Annotated in this window: 28 protein-coding genes and 1 tRNA gene; 19 read left to right on the top strand and 10 right to left on the bottom strand. The window is 72.2% G+C overall.

Features of this window, described 5'->3' with window-relative positions:
- Window positions 1–308 precede the first annotated feature (308 nt).
- From ACFY04_RS29920 to ACFY04_RS29910, 3 genes are all read left to right on the top strand, one after another.
- Window positions 309–524, top strand: coding sequence for a type II toxin-antitoxin system VapB family antitoxin (locus ACFY04_RS29920; RefSeq protein WP_389121405.1), 216 nt, complete (start codon window positions 309–311; stop codon window positions 522–524).
- Window positions 521–943 (top strand): PIN domain nuclease, encoded by a 423-nt coding sequence (locus ACFY04_RS29915; RefSeq protein ID WP_389121403.1) that lies wholly within the window; start codon window positions 521–523, stop codon window positions 941–943. The genes ACFY04_RS29920 and ACFY04_RS29915 overlap by 4 nt, the downstream gene beginning before the upstream one ends.
- 344 nt (window positions 944–1,287) lie before the next feature.
- Entirely contained in the window at window positions 1,288–2,067 is a 780-nt protein-coding gene (locus ACFY04_RS29910) for an ATP-grasp domain-containing protein (RefSeq protein ID WP_389121400.1), read from the top strand.
- Between the two features lie 32 nt (window positions 2,068–2,099).
- On the opposite strand, the gene ACFY04_RS29905 is transcribed toward ACFY04_RS29910, so the two are convergent.
- The 3 genes from ACFY04_RS29905 to ACFY04_RS29895 form a co-directional block, all read right to left on the bottom strand.
- A complete protein-coding gene (locus ACFY04_RS29905; protein ID WP_389121398.1) occupies window positions 2,100–2,447 on the bottom strand; it encodes a DoxX family protein in 348 nt (115 codons plus the stop codon).
- Window positions 2,448–2,570: 123 nt separating this feature from the next.
- Window positions 2,571–3,335 carry a hypothetical protein gene (locus ACFY04_RS29900; protein ID WP_389121396.1) on the bottom strand — a complete coding sequence of 255 codons (765 nt, stop codon included), beginning with the start codon at window positions 3,333–3,335 and terminating at the stop codon, window positions 2,571–2,573.
- A 98-nt stretch (window positions 3,336–3,433) separates the two neighbouring features.
- Window positions 3,434–4,246 carry a VOC family protein gene (locus ACFY04_RS29895; RefSeq protein ID WP_389121393.1) on the bottom strand — a complete coding sequence of 271 codons (813 nt, stop codon included), beginning with the start codon at window positions 4,244–4,246 and terminating at the stop codon, window positions 3,434–3,436.
- Between the two features lie 112 nt (window positions 4,247–4,358).
- On the opposite strand from ACFY04_RS29895, the gene ACFY04_RS29890 reads away from it, so the two are divergent.
- On the top strand, window positions 4,359–4,961 hold the full coding sequence (locus tag ACFY04_RS29890; protein ID WP_389121390.1) for an HhH-GPD-type base excision DNA repair protein: 603 nt from the start codon (window positions 4,359–4,361) through the stop codon (window positions 4,959–4,961).
- A 139-nt stretch (window positions 4,962–5,100) separates the two neighbouring features.
- Window positions 5,101–5,574: a cupin domain-containing protein gene (locus ACFY04_RS29885; RefSeq protein ID WP_314243380.1), complete on the top strand. Its 474-nt coding sequence runs from the start codon at window positions 5,101–5,103 to the stop codon at window positions 5,572–5,574.
- Here ACFY04_RS29885 and opcA read toward each other — a convergent pair.
- The gene (opcA, locus tag ACFY04_RS29880) at window positions 5,523–6,455 is read right to left on the bottom strand and encodes a glucose-6-phosphate dehydrogenase assembly protein OpcA (protein ID WP_389121387.1); all 933 of its coding nucleotides are present in this window, start codon (window positions 6,453–6,455) and stop codon (window positions 5,523–5,525) included. The two genes, ACFY04_RS29885 and opcA, sit on opposite strands and share 52 nt — an antisense overlap.
- Before the next feature lie 20 nt (window positions 6,456–6,475).
- Window positions 6,476–8,116: a helicase HerA-like domain-containing protein gene (locus ACFY04_RS29875; protein WP_389121384.1), complete on the bottom strand. Its 1,641-nt coding sequence runs from the start codon at window positions 8,114–8,116 to the stop codon at window positions 6,476–6,478.
- Window positions 8,117–8,204: 88 nt separating this feature from the next.
- On the opposite strand from ACFY04_RS29875, the gene ACFY04_RS29870 reads away from it, so the two are divergent.
- On the top strand, window positions 8,205–8,501 hold the full coding sequence (locus tag ACFY04_RS29870) for a type II toxin-antitoxin system VapB family antitoxin (RefSeq protein ID WP_030010424.1): 297 nt from the start codon (window positions 8,205–8,207) through the stop codon (window positions 8,499–8,501).
- Between the two features lie 93 nt (window positions 8,502–8,594).
- A complete protein-coding gene (locus tag ACFY04_RS29865; protein ID WP_389121382.1) occupies window positions 8,595–9,266 on the top strand; it encodes a LytR C-terminal domain-containing protein in 672 nt (223 codons plus the stop codon).
- A 102-nt stretch (window positions 9,267–9,368) separates the two neighbouring features.
- Here ACFY04_RS29865 and upp read toward each other — a convergent pair whose 3' ends face one another.
- The gene (gene upp / locus ACFY04_RS29860; RefSeq protein WP_030010426.1) at window positions 9,369–10,004 is read right to left on the bottom strand and encodes a uracil phosphoribosyltransferase; all 636 of its coding nucleotides are present in this window, start codon (window positions 10,002–10,004) and stop codon (window positions 9,369–9,371) included.
- Between the two features lie 164 nt (window positions 10,005–10,168).
- Here upp and ACFY04_RS29855 point away from each other — a divergent pair, with 164 nt between their 5' ends.
- From ACFY04_RS29855 to ACFY04_RS29810, 10 genes are all read left to right on the top strand, one after another.
- Window positions 10,169–11,119, top strand: coding sequence for a universal stress protein (locus ACFY04_RS29855; RefSeq protein ID WP_389121380.1), 951 nt, complete (start codon window positions 10,169–10,171; stop codon window positions 11,117–11,119).
- Between the two features lie 82 nt (window positions 11,120–11,201).
- Entirely contained in the window at window positions 11,202–11,381 is a 180-nt protein-coding gene (locus tag ACFY04_RS29850; RefSeq protein ID WP_030768873.1) for a hypothetical protein, read from the top strand.
- Window positions 11,382–11,655: 274 nt separating this feature from the next.
- Window positions 11,656–12,204, top strand: coding sequence for a hypothetical protein (locus tag ACFY04_RS29845; RefSeq protein WP_389121378.1), 549 nt, complete (start codon window positions 11,656–11,658; stop codon window positions 12,202–12,204).
- A 50-nt stretch (window positions 12,205–12,254) separates the two neighbouring features.
- Entirely contained in the window at window positions 12,255–12,683 is a 429-nt protein-coding gene (gene tadA / locus ACFY04_RS29840) for a tRNA adenosine(34) deaminase TadA (protein WP_389121453.1), read from the top strand.
- A 120-nt stretch (window positions 12,684–12,803) separates the two neighbouring features.
- Window positions 12,804–12,888 (top strand) — tRNA-Ser (locus tag ACFY04_RS29835).
- 76 nt (window positions 12,889–12,964) lie between these two features.
- On the top strand, window positions 12,965–13,297 hold the full coding sequence (locus ACFY04_RS29830; protein ID WP_389121376.1) for a hypothetical protein: 333 nt from the start codon (window positions 12,965–12,967) through the stop codon (window positions 13,295–13,297).
- 471 nt (window positions 13,298–13,768) lie between these two features.
- Window positions 13,769–13,930: a hypothetical protein gene (locus ACFY04_RS29825; protein WP_167745563.1), complete on the top strand. Its 162-nt coding sequence runs from the start codon at window positions 13,769–13,771 to the stop codon at window positions 13,928–13,930.
- A gap of 205 nt (window positions 13,931–14,135) precedes the next feature.
- Window positions 14,136–15,038, top strand: a complete 903-nt coding sequence (locus ACFY04_RS29820; protein WP_389121373.1) for an RNA polymerase sigma factor SigF — start codon at window positions 14,136–14,138, stop codon at window positions 15,036–15,038.
- A 230-nt stretch (window positions 15,039–15,268) separates the two neighbouring features.
- Complete coding sequence (locus tag ACFY04_RS29815) at window positions 15,269–16,120, top strand: RNA polymerase sigma factor SigF (RefSeq protein WP_389121370.1); 852 nt, start codon at window positions 15,269–15,271, stop codon at window positions 16,118–16,120.
- A gap of 50 nt (window positions 16,121–16,170) precedes the next feature.
- The gene (locus ACFY04_RS29810) at window positions 16,171–16,995 is read left to right on the top strand and encodes a hypothetical protein (RefSeq protein ID WP_389121368.1); all 825 of its coding nucleotides are present in this window, start codon (window positions 16,171–16,173) and stop codon (window positions 16,993–16,995) included.
- Between the two features lie 83 nt (window positions 16,996–17,078).
- On the opposite strand, the gene ACFY04_RS29805 is transcribed toward ACFY04_RS29810, so the two are convergent.
- Window positions 17,079–17,318: a hypothetical protein gene (locus ACFY04_RS29805; RefSeq protein ID WP_389121365.1), complete on the bottom strand. Its 240-nt coding sequence runs from the start codon at window positions 17,316–17,318 to the stop codon at window positions 17,079–17,081.
- Window positions 17,319–17,540: 222 nt separating this feature from the next.
- Here ACFY04_RS29805 and ACFY04_RS29800 point away from each other — a divergent pair, with 222 nt between their 5' ends.
- Window positions 17,541–17,933 (top strand): MarR family winged helix-turn-helix transcriptional regulator, encoded by a 393-nt coding sequence (locus ACFY04_RS29800; RefSeq protein WP_389121450.1) that lies wholly within the window; start codon window positions 17,541–17,543, stop codon window positions 17,931–17,933.
- 97 nt (window positions 17,934–18,030) lie between these two features.
- A complete protein-coding gene (locus ACFY04_RS29795) occupies window positions 18,031–19,593 on the top strand; it encodes an MDR family MFS transporter (RefSeq protein ID WP_389121446.1) in 1,563 nt (520 codons plus the stop codon).
- On the opposite strand, the gene ACFY04_RS29790 is transcribed toward ACFY04_RS29795, so the two are convergent.
- The 3 genes from ACFY04_RS29790 to ACFY04_RS29780 form a co-directional block, all read right to left on the bottom strand.
- Window positions 19,590–20,303: a TetR/AcrR family transcriptional regulator gene (locus ACFY04_RS29790; RefSeq protein ID WP_389121363.1), complete on the bottom strand. Its 714-nt coding sequence runs from the start codon at window positions 20,301–20,303 to the stop codon at window positions 19,590–19,592. The two genes, ACFY04_RS29795 and ACFY04_RS29790, sit on opposite strands and share 4 nt — an antisense overlap.
- A gap of 122 nt (window positions 20,304–20,425) precedes the next feature.
- Window positions 20,426–22,633: an ArnT family glycosyltransferase gene (locus ACFY04_RS29785; protein ID WP_389121361.1), complete on the bottom strand. Its 2,208-nt coding sequence runs from the start codon at window positions 22,631–22,633 to the stop codon at window positions 20,426–20,428.
- Window positions 22,630–23,898, bottom strand: coding sequence for a glycosyltransferase (locus tag ACFY04_RS29780; RefSeq protein WP_384390306.1), 1,269 nt, complete (start codon window positions 23,896–23,898; stop codon window positions 22,630–22,632). Before ACFY04_RS29780 ends, ACFY04_RS29785 begins: the two co-directional genes overlap by 4 nt.
- Window positions 23,899–23,919 lie beyond the last annotated feature (21 nt).

Genomic DNA, 23,919 nt, shown 5'->3' with positions numbered 1-23,919 from the left:
ACGGCGGCCCCGCCTCAGCAGCTGCCGGACCTCGCGCCACGCTCGAATGACGTTGGCGAGCTCCGCGAGAAGCTTCCGGAGTTGCGCCAGCAGACACCTCGCAAGCGCTACGGCCACGAGGACCCGTGCCGCGAAGTCGATCCACCGCACTCGACACCTCCTCGCCCCGGTTCATCACCATGCTCGCCATCCCGAAGGTCGAAGTCAGCACCTGACGAGGGGCATTTTGTGATCTTCTGAAGGCCTCCACAGGAGACATCATGCGAGATATACTCGACACCTAAGCTGATATCACAGGAGGTGCCTGGATGAGTCGAACCGTGATCGACCTTGATGACGAGCTACTGGCCGACGTGGCTCAGGCGCTCGGGACCAGCACCAAGAAGGAGACGGTCAACACCGCCCTGCGCGAGGTGCTGGAGAACCGGCGGCGGGCCCTCGCACTCACTCGGCTGCGGGCAGCCGCCGGAGAGGGCTCCTTCGACCTGGACCTCTTCGAGGACAAGAGGAACTACCGGCGGTGAGCGCGGCACAGTTCCTGATCGACACCAGCGCACTCGCACGGTTCCTGCGCGGCGACGCCGAACAGTACGGCTGGGACCAGGCAGCAGCTGCCGGCCTCATCGCCACCTGCCCCATCACCGAGCTGGAGTTCTTCTACAGCGCCCGGTCGGCAGCCGACCGGGCGCGCGGCATCGAGGACATGCGGCTGATCTTTGGCTGGGTTCCCGTCGACGACCGCGCCTACGACCGCGCCTGGCAGGTCCAAGAGGCCCTCACCAGGCAGGGCAAGCACCGCAGCGCGGGCGCGGTGGACCTCGTCGTTGCCGCGACGGCGGAGTTGCAGGGGCTTACTCTCCTGCATCGTGACCACGACTTCGAGTGCATTGCGGCAGTGACCGGCCAACCACTCCAGTGGTATGGCCCGGAGGACCGTAAGTAGACGGGGCCTGGTTGCAGTTCTGGTTGCATTCGCCTCCGTCCGGGGCCGTCCGGATGGAGTCAGCCAGACCACTCCGCCGCAGGTCAGGACGGGTACGGCCCAAGCCGGATGGGCATACGAACATTTGGAAAGCGTGTTGGGGGCAACCCCTCACGAGTTCGAATCTCGTATCCTCCGCCAGTGCCTCACCGGGCACTTGAAGGCCCCGACCGGGAAACCGGCCGGGGCCTTCTGCGTTCTGCGGTCTCAGTGCGCGCGGCACTGCAGCGGCGGATGACCGCGCCCGGGTGGGGGTGCCCCTTCGCCCCGCAGAACGGCGGGGATGCCCGCGACACAATGGCCGGATGACGGACGAGGTGTTTCTGATACCGGCCCGGCCGACCGCCACGGCCGGGCTGCTCGCCGGAGCCGCCGCCCGCCGGGGGATGACCGTCCGGGCCCTCGGCCCCGGCTTCGGCGAACTGGCCGGCCGGGCCGTGCACTGGTGCGGTGGTCCGCACGCCGCCGCGCGGGTGGCCGGGGCGCTCGGGCTGGGGCTGCTGGAGCCGCCCGACCACTGGCTCACGCGACTGCCCGAGCGGTTCACGGGCCGCCGGATCGAGCTGACCACCCTGGGCCGGACGGCGCGGGAGCTGGCCGGGTCCGGGCGGCCGGCGTTCGTGAAGCCGCCGCGCGAGAAGTCCTTCCCGCCCGCCGTGTACGGGCCCGGCGCGCCGCTGCCCCAGTCCCTGCCCGCCGCCACCCCCGTGCTGGTCTCGGAGGTGGTGGACTTCGCCGCCGAGTACCGGCTGTTCCTGCTCGACGGGGAGATCGCCGCCGGGAGCCGGTACGCCGTGCACGGGCGCCTGGACCCCGCCCCCCTCGACGAGGACGCGCGCGGGGCGGACGTACGCGGCTTCGCGGCCGCGCTGCTCGCCGCGACGGGCACGGACCTGCCCAGCGCCGTCACCGTCGACGTCGGCCTCGTCGGCGCGACGGGCCGGTACGCCGTGGTCGAGGCCAACATGCCGTGGTTCTCGAACAGTTACGCCGCCCGGCCCGAGGCCGTCCTGGACGTGGTCCTGCGCGCGGCCGGCCCGCTCCACCGCGTCCGCGCCGCCGACCGGCCGTTCGTGACCCCGTAAGGGGAGGCCTCGGGCCGACCTCCCCGCCCCGCTCAGCCGTTGAAGCCGAGGGCCAGGGCCACGACCGCCGGGGCCGCGTAGATCACCGGGAAGGCCACGTGGGCGTAGGACTTCGCCCGGAGCACCGTGATCACGGCTCCCGCGAAGTACAGGGCGACCCCGATCGCCGCCGCGATGCCGATCACCGGGACGAAGACACCCGCCGCCAGGCCCGCCGCACCGGCCGCCTTCGCGGTGGCGAGCCAGGTCCACCACGAGCGCGGAACCCCGTACGCGGCCAGCGGCTCCACGACCCACTTCGCCTTGAAGAACATCGAAGCCGCCGAGAATCCGACCATGAACGCGCCGACCAGGGCGAAAACAACAGCGGTGGTGGACATCCGAGCTCCCCTCGGGCGGGCGCCGGTGCGGACTCGCTCCGGTCTGTTCCCCGCCTGCTTCACTCCTCTGACCCGCCCCGCCGCACCGATGTGACAGGCCGCGCGAAAAACTTCCGCCCGCGCTCAGGGGCTGCCGGGGAGGTAGACGTCGAGGGCCGGGAAGCAGATGGCGTTGTCGGCGCTGCAGATCTCCCGGTCGCCCGGTGAGATCTGCCGGGCGGGGCGTTCGTACGTGAGCAGGCTCAGCGTCCGGCCCGAGGCGAAGACGGCCGTGGCATCGCGGACCGGGCCCGTGCCCGGGCTCTGCGGCCCGGGTCCGGTGTACGCGTACGGGGCGTGGCCGCCGTCCACGACGGCGAAGTAGACCGTGGGCCCTTCGTGGTACGCGGCGCCCTGGGTCACCAGCCGGATCCCGATCCGCGCCCAGGACCCCGGCAGGGGGTTGCAGGTGGTGCTCGCGCGGGCATCGCGGACCACGGCCAGGCAGTAGTTCCGGTCGTCCGGCATCCAGGCGAGCTCGCCCGCGTCGCCCTCCGGTTCGCGGTGGATCACGATGACGGATCCGTCGTCCGGAACCCGGGTGTCCGAGCCTGCGCGGGCGGCCTGCAGCAGACGGCCGTCGGCGGCCGTGACCCTCGCGTCCCCGACGGGCTCCGCGGGCCCGGAGGGCTCGGACGGCGCGGACGCGCGCGGTGGCCCGGACACCGTCGGGGCAGGTGCCGGGGGCGGCGGTACGGGCGACGGCGTCGCGGGCGCCGACGGTGTCCACGACGGCGCCGGCGCGGTCTTCGCCGGGACCGCGGCCGGCGAGAGCGCCGGCGCGGGCGGCAGGCTGCACGCCGCCGTCGTCGCGAGGATCGCCAGTCCGCATCCCGCGGCAGCCGCCATCGTCCCGTGTCTCATCGAAATCCGCCCCGCGCAGATGGAACCGTGTGCCGGGGCAGTCTGCCGTGTCGCCGGGCCCGGCGACACGGCGGGGGCACCGCTCAGCCGAAGCTCGGCATCTCACCCACTGTTGTCGACATGTCGATCACTGCGAAGGCCGCGCCCTGCGGGTCGGTGACCGCCGCGAACCGGCCGAACGGGCTGTCCATCGGGCCGAAGTGCAGCTTCCCGCCGTGCTTCTGGGTCTTCGACACCGCCTCGTCGCAGTCGGGCACCCCGAAGAAGACCTGGACGTACGGCGGCAGGTCCGGCGGGAAGTCGTCGTCCATCTTCATCCGGCCCAGCACCGGGTTCCCGGCGCCGCCCACGCTGAAGACCTTGAAGTCCATGCCGGCCATCTCGGGGTCCTCGCCCGGGTCCATCTGCTGGGCGCCGTACGGGAAGACCTTCGGCAGGAACCCGTCCACCTTGGCCGGGTCCCTGGTGAAGACCTCCGCCCACGCGTACGAGCCCGGCTCGCCCATCTTCTCGAAGCCCTTGTGCTCGCCCGGCTGCCAGACGCCGAAGACCGCGCCGCTCGGCTCCTTCGCGATCAGCATCGTGCCGAAGGCGCCCACCTGCATCGGGCCCATCAGCACCTCGCCGCCGTGGGCCGTCACCTTCTCGGCGGTGGCCGCCGCGTCGGGCGAGGCGAAGTACAGACACCACTGCGAGGGGGCGTCGGCCCCCGGCATCGGCGGGACCACGGCCGCGACGGCCTTGCCGTCGGAGTAGGCCTGCGTGTAGTTGCCGTACTCGCTGCTGGCCTCGCCGAAGGTCCAGCCCAGCACGTCCGCGTAGAAGGTCTTGGCCCCCTCCACGTCGGCGAACATCGCGTCCACCCAGCACGGAGCGCCTTCGGAGAACTCAGACATGATCGATCGACTCCTCGTCTCGTACCTGTCGTCGTCGTGGACGGTCGTACTCACGCTAGGCGCGCGGTGCGGCGACCGCGCGGGGAGCGCGCCCAGGCGGGACGCTGGAGCCATGGACAAGGACATCACCATCCGGCTGGCACAGCAGCCGGAGGCCGACGCGCTGCTCGGCCGGAGCCCGCTCGCCGCACTCGTCGGGATGCTGCTGGACCAGCAGGTGCCGATGGAGTGGGCGTTCTCGGGGCCCTGGACGATCGCCCAGCGGCTGGGCTCCGACGATCTCGACGCGCACACCATCGCCGCGTACGACCCGGAGGCCTTCGCGGCCCTGCTCTCCGATAAGCCCGCCGTCCACCGGTATCCGGGGTCGATGGCGACGCGGATCCAGCAGCTGTGCGCGTACCTCGTCGAGCACTACGACGGGAGCGCGGAGGCGGTCTGGGCCGGCGCCGCGACGGGTCAGGAACTGCTGAAGCGCCTCAAGGCGCTGCCGGGCTTCGGGGAGCAGAAGGCCCAGATCTTCCTCGCCCTGCTGGGCAAGCGGTTCGGCGTGCGTCCGACGGGCTGGCGGGAGGCCGCGGGCGGGTACGGCCAGGCGAACGTCTACCGTTCGGCGGCCGACATCACGGGCCCGGAGTCCCTGGCCAAGGTGCGGGCGCACAAGCAGGAGATGAAGGCCGCCGCGAAGGCCGCCAAGGCCGCGGGCGGCGCCTGATCCCGGCCGCCGGGGCCCCGGCCCGTTCCGCCGGCCCGTTCCGACGGCGGGCGGAATTGACCGGCCGCGGAATTGACCGGCCGCACAGGCTGCTGATTGACCCCTGATTCCGGTCGCTCAAGATCGTAGATTGGTGGACATGACAGAGATCGCGACCCGCGCCGCCACTGCCGAAGCCATCTACGACGCCCCCGGCAGCCTCATCACCCTGCTCACCGACACCGCCGAGCTCACCTGCAACACCGCCACCTTCGAGGAGGGCGCGGCGGGCGCCCCGGTGCACTTCCACACCAAGGCCACCGAGTTCTTCCACGTCACCGCCGGCCGGCTCGACATCCTCGTCGACGACGAGATCCACACCCTGGGCGCCGGCGACTTCATCGCGGTCCCGCCGGGCGTCAAGCACGCCTTCGCCCCCGCCGCCGGCCACACCGCCGCCGTCTTCGTCGGCTTCACCCCCGGCATGGGCCGCTTCGACTACTACCGGCTCCTGGGCCGGGTCAACGCGGGCGAGGCCACCGTGCAGGACATCAAGGACAGCTCGGCGACCTACGACAACCACTACGCGGAGAGCCCCGTCTGGAGCGGCCGCCGCCGCAGCGCGGAGCCGTAGACCACGTCCGCGTCGAGGCGGCGCAGTTCCTCCGCGATCAGTTCGGCGCCGCTGCGGATCTTCAGGGCCACCTTGCGGTCGGGGCTCCCCGGCAGGCTCAAGGTGGCCAGCACGCCCGCGGGCCGGTCCACCCGGATCTCCCCGCCCGAGGTCTGCAGGCTCACCCCCGTGATCACCGGGCCCTCGCTCGCCACCCGGGCCACCGGCACCCCCAGCCGGTCCTCCAGCCAGCGCGCCAGCAGCTCCGCGCTCGCGTTGTCGGGCTCGCTCTCCACCGCCGCGCCGGTCACCGGCAGCGGCTTCTGGTCCAGGGCCGCGGCCAGCAGCGAGCGCCACGGCGTCAGGCGGGTCCAGGCCAGGTCGGTGTCGCCGGGCTGGTAGCCGGCGGCCCGCTCGTCGAGCACGCCGACCGGGTCGAAGGCGGCGGCCGCGTCCGTGATCCGGCGCTGGGCGAGCGCGCCCAGCGGATCCCGCGCCAGGTCGGTCGGCGCGTCGGCCGGCCACCAGGCCACCACGGGTGCGTCCGGCAGGAGCAGCGGCAGGACGACCGAGCCCGCCTGCCCGGTCAGCGCCCCGTGCAGGCGCAGCAGCACGATCTCGCCGGTCCCGGCGTCGGAGCCGACCCGCAGTTCGGCGTCGACGCGGTCCGCGCGGAGCTTGTGCGGGCCGCGTGAGGTCCGCCTGATCACCGCGATGATGCGGCAGGGGTGTTCACGCGAGGCCTCGGAGGCCGCGCGTACGGCGTCGTAGGCGTTCTCCTCGTCGGTGGCGAGGACGAGGGTCAGCACCAGCCCCATGGTCGGGCTGCCTATCGCCCGGCGGGCTTCGAGCAGGGCCCGGTTGACCTTGCTGGACGTGGTGTCGGTGAGTTCGGTCCGCATGCACCGAGTCTGTCACCGCGTCACCTGCGCCTGCGCGCCGTCCCGAAGATCGAGCGCGAGATCTCCCGGCCCAGCTGTGTCCCGACCGACCGGGCCAGCGAGCGGAACAGCCCGCTCCCCACCACCTGCTCGGCCAGCGAGGGATCCGGCTTCGGGGCGGTGCGCGCGGCCCGCGCGGCCTCCTTCTCCGCCTCCTTGGCCTCCTTCTCGGCCTCCTTGGCCTCCTTCTCGGCCTCGGCGGCGGCTGCGGCGGCCTCCGCCCGCGCCTCCGCGGCGGCCTGTTCGGCGCTGATCTTCTCGTACGCCGACTCGCGGTCGACCGGCGCCGCGTAGCGCGACCAGAGCAGCGAGGACTTCACGGCCTGCTCCAGGTCGGCCGCCGCGATCGGTCCCATCAGCGACTGCGGGGCGCGCAGCCGGGTCGCCGCGACCGGGGTGGGCGCGCCCTTCTCGCTGAGCACGGTGACGACCGCCTCGCCGGTGCCCAGCTGGGTGAGCAGCTCCTCCAGGTCGTAAGCGGAGTGGGGGAAGGTCTTCACCGTCGCCTTCAACGCCTTGGCGTCGTCGGGGGTGTAGGCGCGCAGCGCGTGCTGAACCCGGTTGCCGAGCTGGGCGAGGACGTCCGCCGGCACGTCCTTGGGGGTCTGGGTGACGAAGAAGATGCCGACGCCCTTGGAGCGGATGAGCCGGACCGTCTGGGTGATGGACGCGAGGAAGGCCTTCGAGGCCCCGTTGAAGAGCAGGTGCGCCTCGTCGAAGAAGAAGACGAGCTTGGGCTTCTCCAGGTCGCCGACCTCCGGCAGGCCGGTGTAGAGGTCGGCGAGCAGCCACATCAGGAAGGTGGAGAAGAGCTGCGGCTTGTCCTGGACGGCCGGGAGTTCCAGTACGGAGACCAGTCCGCGCCCGTCGGCGGCGGTCCGCAGGAACTCGCCCGTGTCGAACTCGGGCTCGCCGAAGAACTCCGGGGCGCCCTGCTGCTCGAAGGCGGTGAGCGCCCGCAGGATCACCCCGGCCGTCACCGTGGACAGTCCGCCGATCCCCTTGAGTTCGGGTCTGCCCTGGTCGGAAACGAGGAAGGCGACGACCGCGCGCAGGTCCTTGAGGTCGATCAGCTCCAGGCCCTTGCTGTCGGCGTAGTGGAAGATCAGGCCGAGGGACTGCTCCTGCGTCTGGTTGAGCTGGAGCACCTTCGACATCAGCACCGGGCCGAAGCCGGTGACCGTGGACCGGACCGGGATCCCGGGGCCGATCCCGCCCAGCGAGTAGAACGCGCAGGGGTATCCGGTGGGCTTCCACGGCTGGGCCACGTCCCGGGCCCGTTCGGCGATCCTGTCACCCGGCGTCCCGGGCGCCGAGATCCCCGAGATGTCGCCCTTGATGTCCGCGAGGAAGACGGGGACGCCGCCCGCCGACAGCTGTTCGGCGATGAGCTGGAGCGTCTTGGTCTTGCCGGTTCCGGTGGCTCCGGCGACCAGTCCGTGGCGGTTGAGCATCGCCAGGGGGATGCGGATCTGACGGTCGGACAGGCAGTCGCCGTCCCAGAGGAGGGCCCCGAGGTCGAGCGCGGGTCCGGTGAACGCGTACCCGGCGGCGATCTCCCCGGCCGGGCCGGCCGGGTCCGTCCGGTCCTCCGGAAGGGCGGGGTCGGTGCTCTCACTCATGATTCACTCCCCAAATAGCGCTGTTCGCCACTTTTGCACCCCCGTCACGAGGCTGCGCCCGCATGCACCGGCCCGGTAGGCTTTCCGTGTGATCTTCAAGCGCATCGGAAGCGGACGGCCCTACCCCGACCACGGCAGGGAAACCACCCGGCAGTGGGCGGACGTCGCGCCGCGCCCGGTCCGGCTCGACCAGCTCGTGACGACCAAGGGTCAGCTGGACCTCGAAACGCTGCTCGCCGAGGACTCCACCTTCTACGGCGACCTGTTCGCGCACGTCGTGAAGTGGCGGGGCGACCTCTACCTGGAGGACGGGCTGCACCGCGCCGTGCGCGCCGCCCTCCAGCAGCGCCAGGTGCTGCACGCGCGCGTCCTCGAGATGGACTGACGGCTTCGTCTGGATTGCGCCTTTCGGGTCACCATTGACCTATCAGCAGATCATTTAGTAGGCATCGACACCGGGCCGCACTACGCTGCGCCCATGAGCATGCTCACTCCCCCCGGCATGGGCGGAAAGTACCGCGTCACGGGAGCCGCCTACCCCCGTATGAGTCGTAAGCGGAGCCGTACCCGGATCGTCCTCGCCGTGCTCGGCTCGATCCTTGCGCTGGCCCTGGTCGGCTACGGGGCCCTGCAGCTCATCGACGTGTTCCGGGGCGACAGCCCAAAGCGGAACACGGCTGCGGGTGCCAAGGACTGCCCGACGACGCCTCCCGGTGCTGCCGCCAAGGGCGGCCCCGGCGCCGCCTCCACCGCCCCGGCCGCCGCCAAACCCGCGGTCGTGCTCCCCCCGCCCGGGGAGATCACGGTCAACGTCTACAACGCGACCCCGCGTGCGGGCCTTGCCAAGGCCGTCGGTGACGAGCTGGCCAAACGCGGCTTCGTCATCGGCAAGGTGGGCAACGCCCCGGCCGACTTCGACAAGAAGGTCCCCGGCACGGGGATACTGCTGGGCTCCCCCACGACCGACAAGGCCGTATTCGCCGTACTCGGCACGCAGCTCGCCGGCGTCACCCAGCAGACCGACACCCGCGAGACCGCGGACGTCGACCTGATCCTGGGCGACGCCTTCACGGAGCTGAGTACGAAGGAGAACGCGGACAAGGCCCTGGCCCTGCTGGCCAACCCCGCGCCCGCGCCCAAGAACTGCTGACGCGCAGGACGCGAACCGCGCCGAACGGCGCGGAACGCGTCCGGTGTGCCGCACGCATCCGGCGTGCCGGACCGCCGCGCGGCACCCCTCCGCAGAGCGGCCCTACTCCGCCGAGCCGTACATCCGGTCGCCGGCGTCACCCAGGCCCGGCACGATGTAGCCGTGCTCGTTGAGCCGCTCGTCCACCGCGGCCGTCACCACCGTCACCGGCGTGCCCGCCAGCTCGCGCTCCATGATCTCGACGCCCTCGGGCGCGGCCAGCAGCACCACGGCCGTGACATCGTCGGCGCCGCGCTTGATCAGCTCCTGGATCGCCGCGACCAGCGTGCCGCCGGTGGCGAGCATCGGGTCGACGACGTAGACCTGGCGGCCCGAGAGGTCCTCCGGCATGCGCGTCGCGTACGTGGAGGCCTCCAGGGTCTCCTCGTTGCGGACCATGCCCAGGAAGCCCACCTCGGCGGTCGGCAGCAGCCGCACCATGCCGTCGAGCATGCCGAGGCCGGCGCGCAGGATCGGGACGACCAGCGGGCGCGGGTGCGAGAGCTTCACGCCGGTGGTCGGGGCGACCGGGGTCTCGATGTCGGCCTGCTCCGTGCGCACGTCCCGGGTGGCCTCGTACGCGAGCAGGGTCACCAGCTCGTCGGCGAGCCGCCGGAAGGTGGCGGAGTCGGTGCGCTTGTCGCGCAGGGTGGTGAGTTTGTGCGCCACCAAGGGGTGATCGACGACCTGCAAACGCACAACATCCTCCAAAACTCAGCCTGCGACCTGCAAAAACGGTCGCACGACGCGACCTGCACCCAAAAGGCTACGCGCTGACGCGGCTCCTTCGCGTCCGAAGCGGCGCTCCCGCCCGCCGCTTCCCTGCGGATGCGACCCGCGCGGACGCCCAGCAGGCTGGACGGATGAGCAACACACCGGTGATCGCGGCCGTCGACGGGTCGGAACACAGCCTGAGGGCCCTGGAGTGGGCGCGGAAGGAGGCCGTCCGGCACGACAGCCGGCTGCTGGTCGCCCATGTACTGCCCGACCATGCCCAGTTGTACGCCGGCCGCCGGGCCTCGCTGCACGACGCCTCCGAGCCCGCGGAATTCGCCGACCCCGTACGCGACTGGGTCGAGTCCCTGCTCGGCGCCGGCGGCTCCGGGCTGCCCGAGGGGGTCACGTACGAGGCCCTGGAGGGCTCCGTACCCGAGGCGCTGCGGGTGATCGGCTCGCAGGCCCGGATGCTGGTGATGGGCTCCCGGGGCCGCGGCGGCTTCGCCAGCCTGCTGCTCGGCTCCAGCAGCCGGGCCGTGGCCAGCACGGCCGCCTGCCCGGTGGTCGTGGTCCCGCACGCGGAGCGCGGCGCCGCCGACACCGATGCCGACGCCGAGCAGTCGGCCGGGCGGGTGGTGGTCGGGCTGCACGCCGCCGAGACGCCCGACGACGTACTGACCTTCGCGTTCACCGAGGCCGCCGTGCGGGGGACCACCGTCCAGGTGGTCTCCGCGTACGCCATCCCGCCCTCCCCGACCCTGGTGATCGACAGCCCCTTCGCGGTGATCCCGCCGGAGGGGCTGGCCGACGAGGGGGACGGCGTACCTGCCGAGCGGGAGATGCTGCGGTCCCAGACGGAGCGGCTGGCACCGCTGCGCGAGCGGTTTCCGGACGTCCCGGTCGAGCAGGCCGCGGTGCCCGGGGACCCCGCGGGCCGGCTGGTCATCGCCTCCCGGGCGGCGGCGCTGGTCGTCGTGGGCCGCCACCACCCGCGGCGCACCGCCATGTCCCTGGCGATCGGTTCGGTGGCCCATGCGGTGCTCCACCACGCGCACGGCCCGGTGGCGGTGGTCCCGACCCTCAAGGACGACGTCTGACCTGCGGCGGGGTGGCATCAAACGCGCCGTCCGGGGGAAGGTGGGTGCAGGGGGGACGACCGACCAGCCAGGGTGGTGGCCGATGCCCGACAGGCAGCCGAAAGACGAGGTGCCGGAGACCGCGGCGCAGCGCCGAGCACGCCGCGCGCAGTTCCTGCGCGACCTGATGGAAGCGCGCGAGCTGCGCGATCGCGTCCAGCCCCGCCGCGCCCGAGCGGCCCGTATGCGCCAGCAGATGCGCATGCGCACCTTCCGCTGGTGATCCGGCGCCCGGCACGCCGCGACACGTCCGGGCCGCACCACCCGCCCCGCACACCTCCTCACGACCCCGCCGCCCCCGCGCCGCAACCCCGTACAGCCCCTGCCGGTGCACGGCGCGGCACGACGCAAGCGCGGAAGACCTCTCGCAAAGCCGCTGTTTCTGCCACGATGCCGATTGGGCGGGGTACGGACGGCGAGCAGCACGGCCGCTGTGCCCCAACCTCCGGCCGGGGGGACCTCCAACCGGCACGCCTATGACCAGTGGGAGAGTCACGGTGTATTTCGCCGCACTGCTCGCGCGCACCGAAGACGGGTGGGAAGCGAGCGACATGGAACTCGACGACGTCGAGTCCCTCAGTGATCTGATCGATCTCGCCCGGTCCGCCGCTGTCGACGACGACACGGTGGTCGCCCTCATCGAGCAGGAGGACGCCTGGTTCGGCGTCGTCCGCGTGGACGGCGAGGAGGACCCGCGGTACTTCGTATCGAACGCCTCCGCGGCCTCCCGCAGCTCCTACGGCTCGATGCTGACCAAAGAGCTGCTGGGCAGCGACGAGGAGGACGACGAACTCGACGACCTGGACCTGGACGGCACCGAGGACGGCGAGGAGGATGCCGTCGCCGCGTTCGCGGACGAGGACGCCGACGAGGACGAGGTGGGCGGGACCGGTGCGGAACCGGTACCGGCCGGTCCGCTCGGTGACCCCCGGCTGCTGGACGATCTCGGGGTGACCAACAAACAACTGATGACCCTGGACGGGGACGCACTCTCGGAGATCGCCGACTCCCTCGGCGCCACCGAGGTCCTGGAGGCCGTCCGCTAGTGCTCCCTGCGAACACCGACGATCCCGTACGGGACCCGTGGCGGGACTCCATGCGCCTGGCGCTCCAGGAGGCCGCCCGGGCGGTGCCGGCCGGCGATGTGCCGGTCGGCGCCGTCGTGCTGGGCCCGGACGGGCGGATCCTCGCCACCGGGTACAACGAGCGCGAGGCGACCGGCGACCCCACCGCGCACGCCGAGATCGTGGCACTGCGCCGGGCGGCCGCCGAGCTCGGGGAATGGCGCCTTCCGGGGTGCACCCTCGTGGTGACCCTGGAGCCGTGCGTCATGTGCGCGGGCGCGCTCGTCCAGTCGCGCGTCGCCCGGGTCGTCTACGGCGCGGACGACGAGAAGGCGGGCGCCGCCGGGTCGCTGTGGGACCTCGTACGGGACCGCAGGCTCAACCACCGTCCCGAGGTGGTCCGCGGTGTCCTGGCCGACGAGTGCGCGCGGCAGCTGACGGACTTCTTCCGCGACCTCTGAACCGGCGGACCGGCCCGGGACCGGCGCCCAGGGCCCGGAAAAGGCCTGTGTACGGCCGCCGCGACGCCCCCGTACCCAACGATTTCAGCGGATGGGGTTCCTTAGGCTAGGATCCATCTCGGTAGTGTGTCCGAGTGGCCGAAGGAGCTCGCCTCGAAAGCGAGTATGGGGCAACCCATCGGGGGTTCAAATCCCTCCACTACCGCTTCGATCGAGAGCCCCGACCCGCAAGGGTCGGGGCTCTCGGCGTATTCCGGGTCGCCTCTCCGGAGGACACCCGCGTGACCGCCCGCCCCTTCGGCCGTTGTCACGGCATGACCAAGACCCAGCGCATGCTCGCCGCCCTCGCCCTCGCGGGGGCCGCCGCGGGCCTCGCCGCACCCGCCGCCTCGGCCGCCTCGGCCGCCCCGGTCTCCCCGCTCACCCTCCCGGACCTGCCGGCGGCCGCCCCGGGGATGCCGGCCGGGGCCCAGCCCACGTCCGTCCAGGAGATCGGGTCGCAGCTCAGCGCCGGCGCGAACCAGCTCAACGCACTGATGGAACTGCCCGACCACCTGGCCCCCGTCATCGCGCCCGTACAGCCCCTCACGGACCTGGCCGGCGGCCTGGAGTAGCCACCGGGGGCCTGAACCGCCTCAGCCTCCGCACGCCCCTCGTGCGCCCCCGTACGCCCTGAGCGCGCCCGAGCACCCCGTACGCCCCCGTACGCCCCCGTGGCCCGCACGGGCCACGGGGGCCACGCGAAGAAGGCCCCGACCGGAGTCGGGACCTTCTTCGCGTGGAACGGGGGAAGTGGCATCAGGGGGACAAACCACTTCCCCCGACGAGGACGGACCTGCCGGTCCGGGCCGCGATCAGGGGGAAGCCCGCGGCCCGGACCCCGCAGTGAGGCCCTGCCCCTCACCCGCCGGTTTCCTGCCAGAACCGGTGGGCGCACACCCATCCTGCGCCCACCGCGACCGCACGCTCCACGGCAAAGGACCCGGAGTACCGGGCCATTGGTCCTTAAAGGGCAGGCGAGTGTCCAATCTTGACCGGTTAGACTCACCCGACTTGCTCGGACCGGTTGGGGAGGCCGCCCGCACGTGGACACCAAGAAGCTCATCACGGGTGCCCTCACCGTGTTCGCCCTCTTCGTGATCATCACCCAGCCGAAGAGAGCGGCCGAGATCGTGGAAATAGGCTTCCAGGGGATATCGGATGCCGCCTCCGGCATCGGCGAGTTCATGACCGAACTGGTGCGCTGACCCGTACGCTGAAGCGGTTACCGGCCTTCCGGCCCCCCACTCCGACGGGTGGGGGGCTTTTTGTATACCTATCGTTGGGCGTATTGCCCCGATATGCCCAATTTGCCCTCAACACGGAGCTATACGGTGCTTGCACACAGTGCACATCTCTTGTGATGCTATGACCGCTTTTGATGAATGAGTTGACTGAAGGGGTGGCGTGACCGTGCCGGCCAGTACTGCGCCTCAAGTACCACCCCAGCAGGACCCCCAGGTACCGCCCCAGCCGGAGCCCCAGCGGGAACACCGCCAGGAGCCCCGCCAGGAGCCGCCCGAGGAGCCCCCGGTCGCGCCGAGACCCCCGAGCAGGGGCGCGGACACCCGGGCGCTCACCCAGGTCCTCTTCGGCCAGCTGAAGAGCCTGGAGCCGGGCACCGGCGAGCACAGCCGGGTGCGCGGGGCCCTCATCGAGGCCAACCTCCCCCTCGTCCGGTATGCGGCCGCGCGCTTCCGCAGCCGCAACGAGCCGATGGAGGACGTGGTCCAGGTCGGCACCATCGGCCTGATCAACGCCATCGACCGGTTCGACCCGGACCGGGGCGTGCAGTTCCCGACCTTCGCGATGCCGACCGTCGTGGGCGAGATCAAACGGTACTTCCGCGACAACGTCCGCACCGTCCACGTGCCGCGCCGCCTCCATGAGCTCTGGGTCCAGGTCAACGCCGCCACCGAGGACCTCACGACCCTCCACGGCCGCACCCCGACCACCGCCGAGATCGCCGAGCGGCTGCGCATCACCGAGGACGAGGTGCTGTCCTGCATCGAGGCCGGGCGCAGCTACCACGCGACCTCCCTGGAGGCCGCCCAGGAGGGCGACGGCATGCCCGGGCTGCTGGACCGCCTCGGCTACGAGGACCCGGAGCTGGCCGGGGTCGAGCACCGCGACCTCGTCCGCCACCTCCTCGTACAGCTGCCCGAACGCGAGCAACGGATCCTGCTCCTGCGGTACTACAACAATCTGACGCAGTCACAGATCAGCGTGGAGCTCGGTGTCTCCCAGATGCACGTCTCCCGACTCCTCGCCCGGAGTTTCGCCCGACTGAGATCCGCAAACAGGATCGAGGCGTAACCGGAACGAGTGGAGATCATTCACATGTTTCCCGACAGATCGGGCTAATCACCCTCTGGCCCTCTCTGTCGCTGGAGATATATGTCGACATGGCGCTACAGCGCGTTGCCGACATGTGACATTCTGCGTGAACCGCGTTTGCCGCAGCCCCGCCTCCGGTATTCAGGTGGAGGCTGCGTTCCTCCGACGGGCGCGCAGTACGCGACCGTCCGCGACCTCAAGGGGGTGGCATGTCCGTAGACCAGGGCAGCTCCAAGGTGCTCACGCTCGTCAAGAGCGCGCCTGCGCCCACAGCACCTGCAGCGCCCGACCGCTCGGAAGCCATCGACACCCGGACCCTCTCCCGCTCCCTCTTCCTGCGGCTCGCCGCCCTGGATGCGGACAGCCCCGAACGGGCGTACGTACGCGACACCCTGATCGAGCTGAACCTGCCTCTCGTGCGCTACGCAGCCGCCCGATTCCGCAGCCGCAACGAGCCGATGGAAGACATCGTCCAGGTCGGCACCATCGGCCTGATCAAGGCGATCGACCGCTTCGACTGCGAACGCGGCGTCGAGTTCCCGACGTTCGCGATGCCGACCGTCGTGGGCGAGATCAAACGATTCTTTCGGGACACCTCCTGGTCCGTCCGCGTCCCGCGCCGGCTCCAGGAACTGCGCCTGGCGCTGACCAAGGCCAGTGACGAGCTCGCCCAGAAGCTGGACCGCTCGCCGACCGTGCCGGAGCTCGCCGCCGTGCTCGGGGTCTCGGAGGAGGACGTCGTCGACGGCCTCGCCGTCGGCAACGCCTACACCGCCTCCTCGCTCGACTCGCCCTCCCCCGAGGACGAGGGCGGCGAGGGCTCCCTCGCGGACCGCCTCGGGTACGAGGACACCGCGCTGGAGGGCGTCGAGTACCGCGAGTCCCTGAAGCCGCTGCTCGCCAAACTCCCGCCCCGGGAACGGCAGATCATCATGCTGCGCTTCTTCGCGAACATGACGCAGTCGCAGATCGGCGAGGAGGTCGGCATCTCCCAGATGCACGTCTCCCGGCTGCTGACCCGAACCCTCGCGCAACTGCGCGTAGGCCTCATCGGGGAGTGATCCGGCGCCTCGCGCTTCCAAATTGACGATCCGTCAGGAAAACTGGCGCGATGCGAAAGGGATCGCGAGCGGCCGCCGCCACCACCCTGCTCGCCCTGTGCTGCACGGCCGCCGCCGGCCTCACCGGCTGCGGCGGCCCGGCGCGGGACGGCTACGTCGCCGTGGGCGCCGCGGCCCCGGGCCCCGAACGGGGCGCGGGGGAGAACGTGGCCCCGCGGGGCCGGGTGGAGTTCCAGCAGCTCGGAGGCCCGGACGTGGCGGGCGGATCCGCGCAGTCGGACACAACCTCCAGTACGCCGACCGGGACCGCGGGATCCGGGAGCCCTGGTGGCTCCGCCCCGGGCGGAGCCACGACCACCGGCCCCGGCGGCTCCGCAGGCGCCCCCGGCACCCCCTCGGACCCGGGCAGGACCTCACCGCCTCCCGGCACACCCGGCACGCCGACGGCGCCCACCGCCCCGGCCTCACCCACCTCGCCGACCTCACCCACCTCGCCGACCTCACCGGGCACCCCGACGGGCCCGCCCGGCAGGCCCGGGACGACACCGCCGGCCCCGCCCGCGTCCACACCGGCCCGGCTGACGCTGTCCGTGCCGGTCAGGGCGGCCGCGGCCGACCGCTGGTGCGAGCGGGTCACCGTGACCTTCACCAACACCGGGACCACCGCGGCCCGTTCGGGCACGGTCAGCTTCGCGACGCACATCATCGGCGCCCTCGGCATCGACTGGGCCACGATCACCACGAGCCAGCCCCTGCCGGCACCGGTGGCGGGCGGGACCTCGAAGACGCAGACCTACACGGTGTGCGTGGAGTCCTGGCGGGTGCCGCTGGGCATGCACGTGGACACCCGGAAGGTCACCGCCACCTGGAGCTGAGCCGAGGTGCGGTGAGGTGCGGTGAGGCGCGGTGCGGTGCGGTGAGGCGTGGTGAGGCGTCCTCGGGGCGCCGCCCGGGGCCGTCAGGTCAGGGCCACCCAGGCGGCCACGCCGATGACGAGCACGAGGGCGAGGACCAGCCCCACCTTCAGGGCGGGGTTCGAGGACGCCCCGGACCGCTGCTCCGCGCGGCGCTGCTGACGGGCCCCAGGACCCGCCTGACGGGCCGGTGCGGCCTCCTCGACGAAGGCCTTGAACATCTGCGTGCTGCCCGCGGGGTCGTAGCTGCCCTCGGGGACCTGTGAGTTGTGGTTGTCAGCCATGGAGCAGGACCCTAGCCGGTTTTCCGATTCCTTTACCGCCCCACCCCCAGATTCATTTGCCTGTAGCAACCATGCGCTTCTATGGTTGCCTCAAGCAACAAGATGGGGGACCCGGTGACCGTGCAGACCGCTCCGACCGTGCAGAGCGCACCGACCGCACCGCCTGCTCCGACCGCACCGGCCGCACCGCCTGCGGTCGCGCCGACCGCTCCGTACGCGGAGCTGGCCCGCCAGCTCACCGGAATCGGCGCGGTCAAGCGCGAGCTCGCGCGCTGCCTGCCCCCGGACTGCCCGCCCGGCGCCGCCGCCGTCCTCACCCTGCTCGACCGGCACGGGGAGATGCGGCTGAGCCGCCTGACCGAGTTCATGGGCGTCGACATCTCCGTGACCAGCCGGCACGTCACGCACATCGCCGACCGCGGCTGGATCGAGCGCGAGACCGACCCGGGCGACGGGCGCTGCCGGATCCTGCGGCTCACCCCGGCCGGGCGGGCGCTCCTCGCCGAGCTCGGTGCCCGGTGCACGGCCTCGCTGGAAAGAGCCCTGCACGACTGGTCCCCCCAGGACATCGACGTACTCAACACCCTGCTGGCCCGACTCCGATCGAGCTTCTAGACAAAGGAAAGACATGGCCCAGTCGGAGACGACGACCGACGACCCGCCCGCGTCCGCGACCACCCCCGCGACCACCCCCGCGGCCACCTCCGTGACCATGACCCACCCGCAGATCATGAAGGCGCTGTCCGGGCTGATGCTCGGCATGTTCGTGGCGATCCTGTCGTCCACGATCGTCTCCAACGCCCTCCCCCAGATCATCAGCGACCTGGGCGGCACCCAGTCCTCGTACACCTGGGTGGTCACCGCCGCGCTGCTGTCGATGACGGCCGCCACCCCGCTGTGGGGCAAGCTGTCCGACCTCTTCAGCAAGAAGCTGCTGGTCCAGATATCCCTCGTGATCTACGTCCTCGGATCCGTGGTCGCGGGCATGTCCCAGAACACCGGCACGCTGATCGCCTGCCGCGTGGTCCAGGGCATCGGCGTCGGCGGCCTCTCCGCCCTGGCGCAGATCGTGATGGCCGCGATGATCTCCCCGCGCGAGCGCGGCCGGTACAGCGGCTACCTGGGCGCGGTCTTCGCCGTCGCCACCGTCGGCGGCCCGCTGCTGGGCGGTGTCATCACCGACACCGAGTGGCTGGGCTGGCGCTGGTGCTTCTACGTCGGCGTGCCGTTCGCGATCATCGCGCTGATCGTGCTCCAGCGCACCCTGCACCTCCCGGTCGTGCGCCGCGACGTCAAGGTCGACTGGCTGGGCGCCTTCCTGATCAGCGGCGCCGTCTCGCTGCTGCTGATCTGGGTCACGCAGGCCGGCGACTCCTACGAGTGGATCTCCTGGCAGACCTGGGCGATGACGGGCGGCGCGCTGCTGCTCGGCCTGCTCTTCGTCCTCGTCGAGTCCCGCGCGAGCGACCCGATCATCCCGCTGCGGCTGTTCCGCAACAAGACCATCAGCCTCGCCTCGGCGGCCTCCCTGTTCGTGGGCATCGCGATGTTCTCGGGGACCGTGTTTTTCAGCCAGTTCTTCCAGTTGGCCCGCGGTGAGTCCCCGACGATGTCCGGAATCCTCACGATTCCGATGATCGCCGGCCTCTTCGTCTCCTCCACGGTTTCCGGTCAGGTGATCACCAAGACCGGCAAGTGGAAGGCCTGGCTCGTCTCCGGCGGCGTCCTGCTGACGGCCGGCCTGGGTCTGCTGGGCACCCTGCGCCACGACACCCCGTACTGGCACATCGCGATCTACATGGCGGTGACCGGCCTCGGTCTCGGCATGATGATGCAGAACCTGGTCCTCGCCACCCAGAACCAGGTGGCCCCCGAGGACCTGGGCGTCGCCAGCTCGGTCGTCACCTTCTTCCGCTCCCTCGGCGGCGCCATGGGCGTCTCCGCGCTGGGCGCGGTCATGGCCCACCGGGTGACGCACTACGTCCAGGACGGTCTCGCCGCCCTCGGCCCGAAAGCCGCGGCCCTCGGCCACGGCGGCACCGCCGGGGGCGGGATCCCCGACCTCGACAAGCTGCCCGCGCCGATCCGCGAGGTCATCGAGTCCGCATACGGGCACGGCGTCGGCGACGTCTTCCTCTACGCCGCCCCGTTCGCGCTGCTCGGACTGGTCCTGGTGGTGTTCATCAAGGAGGTCGCCCTGAAGTCGAAGCCGGCGGCACACGCCCCGGCGGCGTCGAACGAGCCGGCCCCCGCCGAGACCGCCGTCAAGGCCTAATTCGCCTCTTCGGGATCCTGCCGGGCCCGACCGGCCGGAGCCTTGGCCTCGATGCCCGCGATCAGGATGTCGAGCGCGAGGCAGAAGTCGCCCTCCGGCGCCCGCCGGACCGTCCCGCCGCATCCGTGCAGGAACTGCGAGACGGCCAGGTGGGCGCCGGTGCGGGCGGCGTCCACCAGGCCGGTGGCGTCCAGCAGCCGCTGGAGGGCGGCGTCGAAGGCCCGCGCGTGCGGGCCGATGTTCGGGAACGCGGCGGTGAGCGGAGCAACCCACGGGTGGTCCCCCAGCACCCGCCGGTAGCCGCGGGCCAGCGCCCGCAGCCGTCCCGGCCAGCCCGGCTCGCCGCTCGCCACCGCGCTCGCCGCCGCACTCGCCACCGCACTCGCTGCCGTACTCGCCACCGCACTCTCCGCCGTCTCGGGCGGCAGTTCCAGCTCGCCCAGGGCGCTGTCCAGGGCGAGTTCGAGCAGATCCTGCTTGGTGTCCACGTACCAGTACAGGGACTTCGCGGTCACCCCGAGCCCGGCGGCCAGCCGCCGCATCGAGAACCGGGCCAGCCCGTCGGCGTCGAGCAGCCGTACGGTGGCGGCGGTGATCCGCTCCCGGTGCAGCCCGGAGGGTGCCTCGCTGCGGCGTCTGGTGGGTGCGGCAGGCCTGGCGGCCAGCCACACACTGGTGCGGGTCTCGCCGGGATCGGCCGCGGTCACCATGCAGGCACCCTCCTCACGACAGGTGGATCAGTCCGGAATGCCCGGTCCGCCCTCTTGATGCTAGGGGGTGTCCCGCCGATCGGGCCGGAACAGCGGGCGGGGTCCGCTGCCGTGAGACCGGATCAGGCCGTCGGAGCCGTCAGGTCGTAGAAGGTGGCTCCGCCGACCGTGGACGCCTTGAAGGTGGCCTTGACCCAGGTCTCGATGTCCGTGCTGGTGCCCCCGCCCGGGCCGCCCCGACCGCCGCCCTGGCCGCCGCCCCCGGGCATGCCGCCCTCGGCGCCGTCGGTGGTGGTGCTCTGGCCGATGAACCAGTGGATCTTCCCGTCCCGCACGTACTTCTGGAACTGCTCCAGGGTCGGCGAGGGGTCGCTGCCGTTGAAGCCGCCGATCGGCATGACGGGCGCCCCGGAGGCCAGCTGGTAGCTCGCCGCGTTCTGAGCGCCGATCGCGGCCGCCGCCCACGTGTACTCGTCGGCGTCGGTGGTGAGGGCCTTCTTGGCCTCCGCGCTCACCCGGGCACCGTTCAGCAGGCCGCCCGGACCGCCCTGGCCGCCGCCGAACCGCTCGCCGCCGGGCCCTGCGCCCGCACCGCCCTGGCCCTGGCCCTGCGGCATCCCGCCCGGGGCCATCCCGCCCTGCGGCATCGCGCCCTGCGGCATCGCGCCCTGCGGCGGCATACCGCCCTGCTGCCCCGCGCCCGGTCGGCCGCCGTTCGGCATCCCGCCCTGGCGGCCCTGGCCACCCTGGAGCATCTCGCCGGGTCCGCCGAAGCCGCCGGGGCCGCCCATCATCCCGCCCGGTCCGCCCCGGCCGCCCGCCACCGCCGGTCCGGCGGTCACGATGGAGCCGGTGTGCGCGGTGCTCACGGTGGTCAGGCAGTACGCGAACGGCCCGGCCAGCGCCGCCACCACGCCCAGCGCCGCCGTGGCCTGCAGCGCCCGGCGCCCGGCCCGCGCGGCGAACGGCAGCGCGGCCGCGACGAGCAGCCCGCCCACCAGGACCGCCCAGCGCAGCCACGGCAGATAGCCGGTCGCCCGGCCGAGCAGCACGTACGACCAGACCGCCGTCAGGGCGAGCGTGCCGGACAGGGTGAGCGCGGCCGCCTTGCCGCCCCGCTCCTCCCACAGCACGGCCACGCCCATGCCGATCAGCGCGGCCACGAACGGCGCCAGCGCCACCGTGTAGTACTCGTGGAAGATGCCCTGCATGTAGCTGAAGACGGCCGCGGTGATCAGCATCGAGCCGCCCCAGGCCAGGAACGCCGCCCGGGCCGTGCCCTCCAGCGAGTCGGTGGCCCGGCGGGCCCGCCAGGTGATCAGCAGACCGGCCACCAGCAGTACCAGGGCCGCCGGCAGCAGCCAGGCGATCTGCCCGCCGATGTTGCCCGAGAAGAGCCGGTCGATGCCGGTCTCTCCCCAGCCTCCGCCACCGCCTCCGGCGCCGCCCCGGCCGCCGCCGCCCACGCTGCCGGTCTCGTTGCCGTTGATCCGGCCGAGGCCGTTGTAGCCGAGGGTCAGCTCCAGGAAGGAGTTGTTCTGCGAGCCGCCGATGTACGGGCGGGAGGAGGCCGGCCACAGCTCGACAACGGCGACCCACCAGCCGCCGGCCACCAGCATCGCGAGCCCCGCCAGCAGCAACTGACCGAGCCGCTTGCGCAGCCCGGTGGGCCCGCAGACGGCGTACAGGAGGGCCAGCGGCGGCAGGATGACGAAGGCCTGCAGGGTCTTGGTGAGGAAGGCGAAGCCGACCGCCACCCCGGCCCAGACCAGCCACTGGGTGCGGGCCCCGTCGAGGGCGCGCAGCACGCAGTACACGGTGACGGTCAGCAGCAGGGTCAGCAGCGCGTCGGGGTTGTTGAAGCGGAACATCAGCGCGGCGACGGGCGTCAGCGCGAAGACGGCGCCGCTCAGCAGCCCGGCCGCGGGACCGAACTGGCGGCGCACGGCGGCGTACAGCACACCGGTGGTCGCGACGCCCATCAGGGCCTGCGGCACGAGGATCTGCCAGGCGCCGAGCCCGAAGAGCCGGACGGACAGCATCATCGGCCACAGGGCCGCCGGGGGCTTGTCGACGGTGATGGAGTTGCCGGCGTCGGAGGAGCCGAAGAAGAAGGCCTTCCAGCTCTCACTGCCCGCCTGCACGGCGGCGGAGTAGAAGGAGTTGGCGTAGCCGGAGGCGCCGAGGTCCCACAGGAGCAGGGCGGCGGTGGCGATCAGCAGCCCGGCCAGGGCGGGAAGCTCCCAGCGAGGACGGTCGGCCGCCGCGCGGCGGCCGGTGCCGGCGCGGGCCTCGGGGACCGGGAAGAGCGAGGGTGCTGCCGTGGTCATCGAATGTCGTCCTTCACGGGAGTGTCGCGCCGCTCGGGGAAGACCCAGGCGCGGAAGAGCAGGAAGCGCAGCACGGTGGCGGCGAGGTTGGCGGTGATCAGCACGGCCAGTTCGGTGCTGTGCGCGGGATCGGCGGTGGCCGCCCCGAGCGCGGCGAGGGAGCCGCTGGTGAGGGCCAGCCCGATGCCGAACACCACGAGGCCCTGGGCCTGGTGGCGCACGGCCCGGTCCCGGCCGCGCACCCCGAAGGTGAGCCGGCGGTTGGCGGCGGTGTTGGCGAGCGCGGAGAGCAGCAGCGCGGCGCCGTTGGCGAACTGCGGGCCGGTCCCGGCGCGGAAGGCGGAGTACAGGAGCAGGTAGAGCACGGTGGACAGCGCTCCGACGGCGCAGAAGCCGAGCAGCTGGCGGGCGAGTCCGCCCTCCACTCCGGGCAGTGCGGCGCGGTCGCGCGGATCGTCGCCGAAGGGGCGGGCGAGCCGGTCCAGCGGGAGCGCGCCGACCGCCAGTGCCCGGCCCACGCGCCAGACGCCCTTGAGGTCCTCGGTGGCGGTCCGGACGATGTGGACGGTGGAGTCGGGGTCGTCGACCCAGTCCACCGGCACCTCGTGGATCCGCAGCCCGGCCCGTTCGGCGAGCACGAGCAGTTCGGTGTCGAAGAACCAGCCCGTGTCCTCCACCAGCGGCAGCAGCCGCTCGGCGACCTCGCGCCGGATCGCCTTGAATCCGCACTGCGCGTCGCTGAACCGGGCGGCGAGGGAGGACCGCAGGAGGAGGTTGTAGGCCCGCGAGATGAACTCCCGCTTCGCGCCCCGCACCACCCGTGAGGACCGGGCCAGGCGGGTGCCGATGGCGAGGTCGGAGTGGCCGGAGATCAGCGGTGCGACCAGCGGCAGCAGGGCGTTGAGGTCGGTGGAGAGGTCCACGTCCATGTAGGCGAGGACGGGGGCGTCGGAACCGGACCACACCTGGCGCAGGGCCCGGCCCCGGCCCTTTTCCTCCAGTCGGGTGCTGCGTACGCCGTCCAGCGCGGCGGCGAGCCCACGCGCGACCTCAGGGGTGCGGTCGGTGCTCGCGTTGTCGGCGACCGTGATCCGGAAGGGATAGGGGAAGGTCCGGCTGAGGTGCTCGTGCAGTCTGCGCACGCACGGGCCGAGGTCCTTCTCCTCGTTGAAGACAGGGATCACCACGTCGAGGACGGGCTCGCCGGGCACGGGCGCGAGGGGCGCCCGTGCCGGAAGGGCCCCGGGAGAGGTGTCGGTTCGCATGTTCCGACACTCGCGGGGCGC

Origin of the sequence: Streptomyces sp. NPDC001549, assembly GCF_042894025.1 — a bacterium.
Taxonomy (GTDB): Bacteria; Actinomycetota; Actinomycetes; order Streptomycetales; family Streptomycetaceae; genus Streptomyces; species Streptomyces kutzneri.
The sequence above is the reverse complement of the archived record's forward strand: the minus strand, read 5'-3'. Positions and strand labels throughout refer to the sequence as shown.

What these genes read in the sequence shown, in the direction of transcription:
- ACFY04_RS29920 (WP_389121405.1), top strand. Translation starts at nt 309, where the DNA reads ATGAGTCGAACCGTGATCGACCTTGATGACGAGCTACTGGCCGACGTG.
- ACFY04_RS29910 (WP_389121400.1), top strand. Translation starts at nt 1,288, where the DNA reads ATGACGGACGAGGTGTTTCTGATACCGGCCCGGCCGACCGCCACGGCC.
- ACFY04_RS29905 (WP_389121398.1), bottom strand. Translation starts at nt 2,447, where the DNA reads ATGTCCACCACCGCTGTTGTTTTCGCCCTGGTCGGCGCGTTCATGGTC.
- ACFY04_RS29900 (WP_389121396.1), bottom strand. Translation starts at nt 3,335, where the DNA reads ATGGCGGCTGCCGCGGGATGCGGACTGGCGATCCTCGCGACGACGGCG.
- ACFY04_RS29895 (WP_389121393.1), bottom strand. Translation starts at nt 4,246, where the DNA reads ATGTCTGAGTTCTCCGAAGGCGCTCCGTGCTGGGTGGACGCGATGTTC.
- ACFY04_RS29890 (WP_389121390.1), top strand. Translation starts at nt 4,359, where the DNA reads ATGGACAAGGACATCACCATCCGGCTGGCACAGCAGCCGGAGGCCGAC.
- ACFY04_RS29885 (WP_314243380.1), top strand. Translation starts at nt 5,101, where the DNA reads ATGACAGAGATCGCGACCCGCGCCGCCACTGCCGAAGCCATCTACGAC.
- opcA (WP_389121387.1), bottom strand. Translation starts at nt 6,455, where the DNA reads ATGCGGACCGAACTCACCGACACCACGTCCAGCAAGGTCAACCGGGCC.
- ACFY04_RS29875 (WP_389121384.1), bottom strand. Translation starts at nt 8,116, where the DNA reads ATGAGTGAGAGCACCGACCCCGCCCTTCCGGAGGACCGGACGGACCCG.
- ACFY04_RS29865 (WP_389121382.1), top strand. Translation starts at nt 8,595, where the DNA reads ATGAGCATGCTCACTCCCCCCGGCATGGGCGGAAAGTACCGCGTCACG.
- ACFY04_RS29855 (WP_389121380.1), top strand. Translation starts at nt 10,169, where the DNA reads ATGAGCAACACACCGGTGATCGCGGCCGTCGACGGGTCGGAACACAGC.
- ACFY04_RS29850 (WP_030768873.1), top strand. Translation starts at nt 11,202, where the DNA reads ATGCCCGACAGGCAGCCGAAAGACGAGGTGCCGGAGACCGCGGCGCAG.
- tadA (WP_389121453.1), top strand. Translation starts at nt 12,255, where the DNA reads ATGCGCCTGGCGCTCCAGGAGGCCGCCCGGGCGGTGCCGGCCGGCGAT.
- ACFY04_RS29815 (WP_389121370.1), top strand. Translation starts at nt 15,269, where the DNA reads ATGTCCGTAGACCAGGGCAGCTCCAAGGTGCTCACGCTCGTCAAGAGC.
- ACFY04_RS29810 (WP_389121368.1), top strand. Translation starts at nt 16,171, where the DNA reads ATGCGAAAGGGATCGCGAGCGGCCGCCGCCACCACCCTGCTCGCCCTG.
- ACFY04_RS29805 (WP_389121365.1), bottom strand. Translation starts at nt 17,318, where the DNA reads ATGGCTGACAACCACAACTCACAGGTCCCCGAGGGCAGCTACGACCCC.
- ACFY04_RS29795 (WP_389121446.1), top strand. Translation starts at nt 18,031, where the DNA reads ATGACCCACCCGCAGATCATGAAGGCGCTGTCCGGGCTGATGCTCGGC.
- ACFY04_RS29790 (WP_389121363.1), bottom strand. Translation starts at nt 20,303, where the DNA reads ATGGTGACCGCGGCCGATCCCGGCGAGACCCGCACCAGTGTGTGGCTG.
- ACFY04_RS29785 (WP_389121361.1), bottom strand. Translation starts at nt 22,633, where the DNA reads ATGACCACGGCAGCACCCTCGCTCTTCCCGGTCCCCGAGGCCCGCGCC.
- ACFY04_RS29780 (WP_384390306.1), bottom strand. Translation starts at nt 23,898, where the DNA reads ATGCGAACCGACACCTCTCCCGGGGCCCTTCCGGCACGGGCGCCCCTC.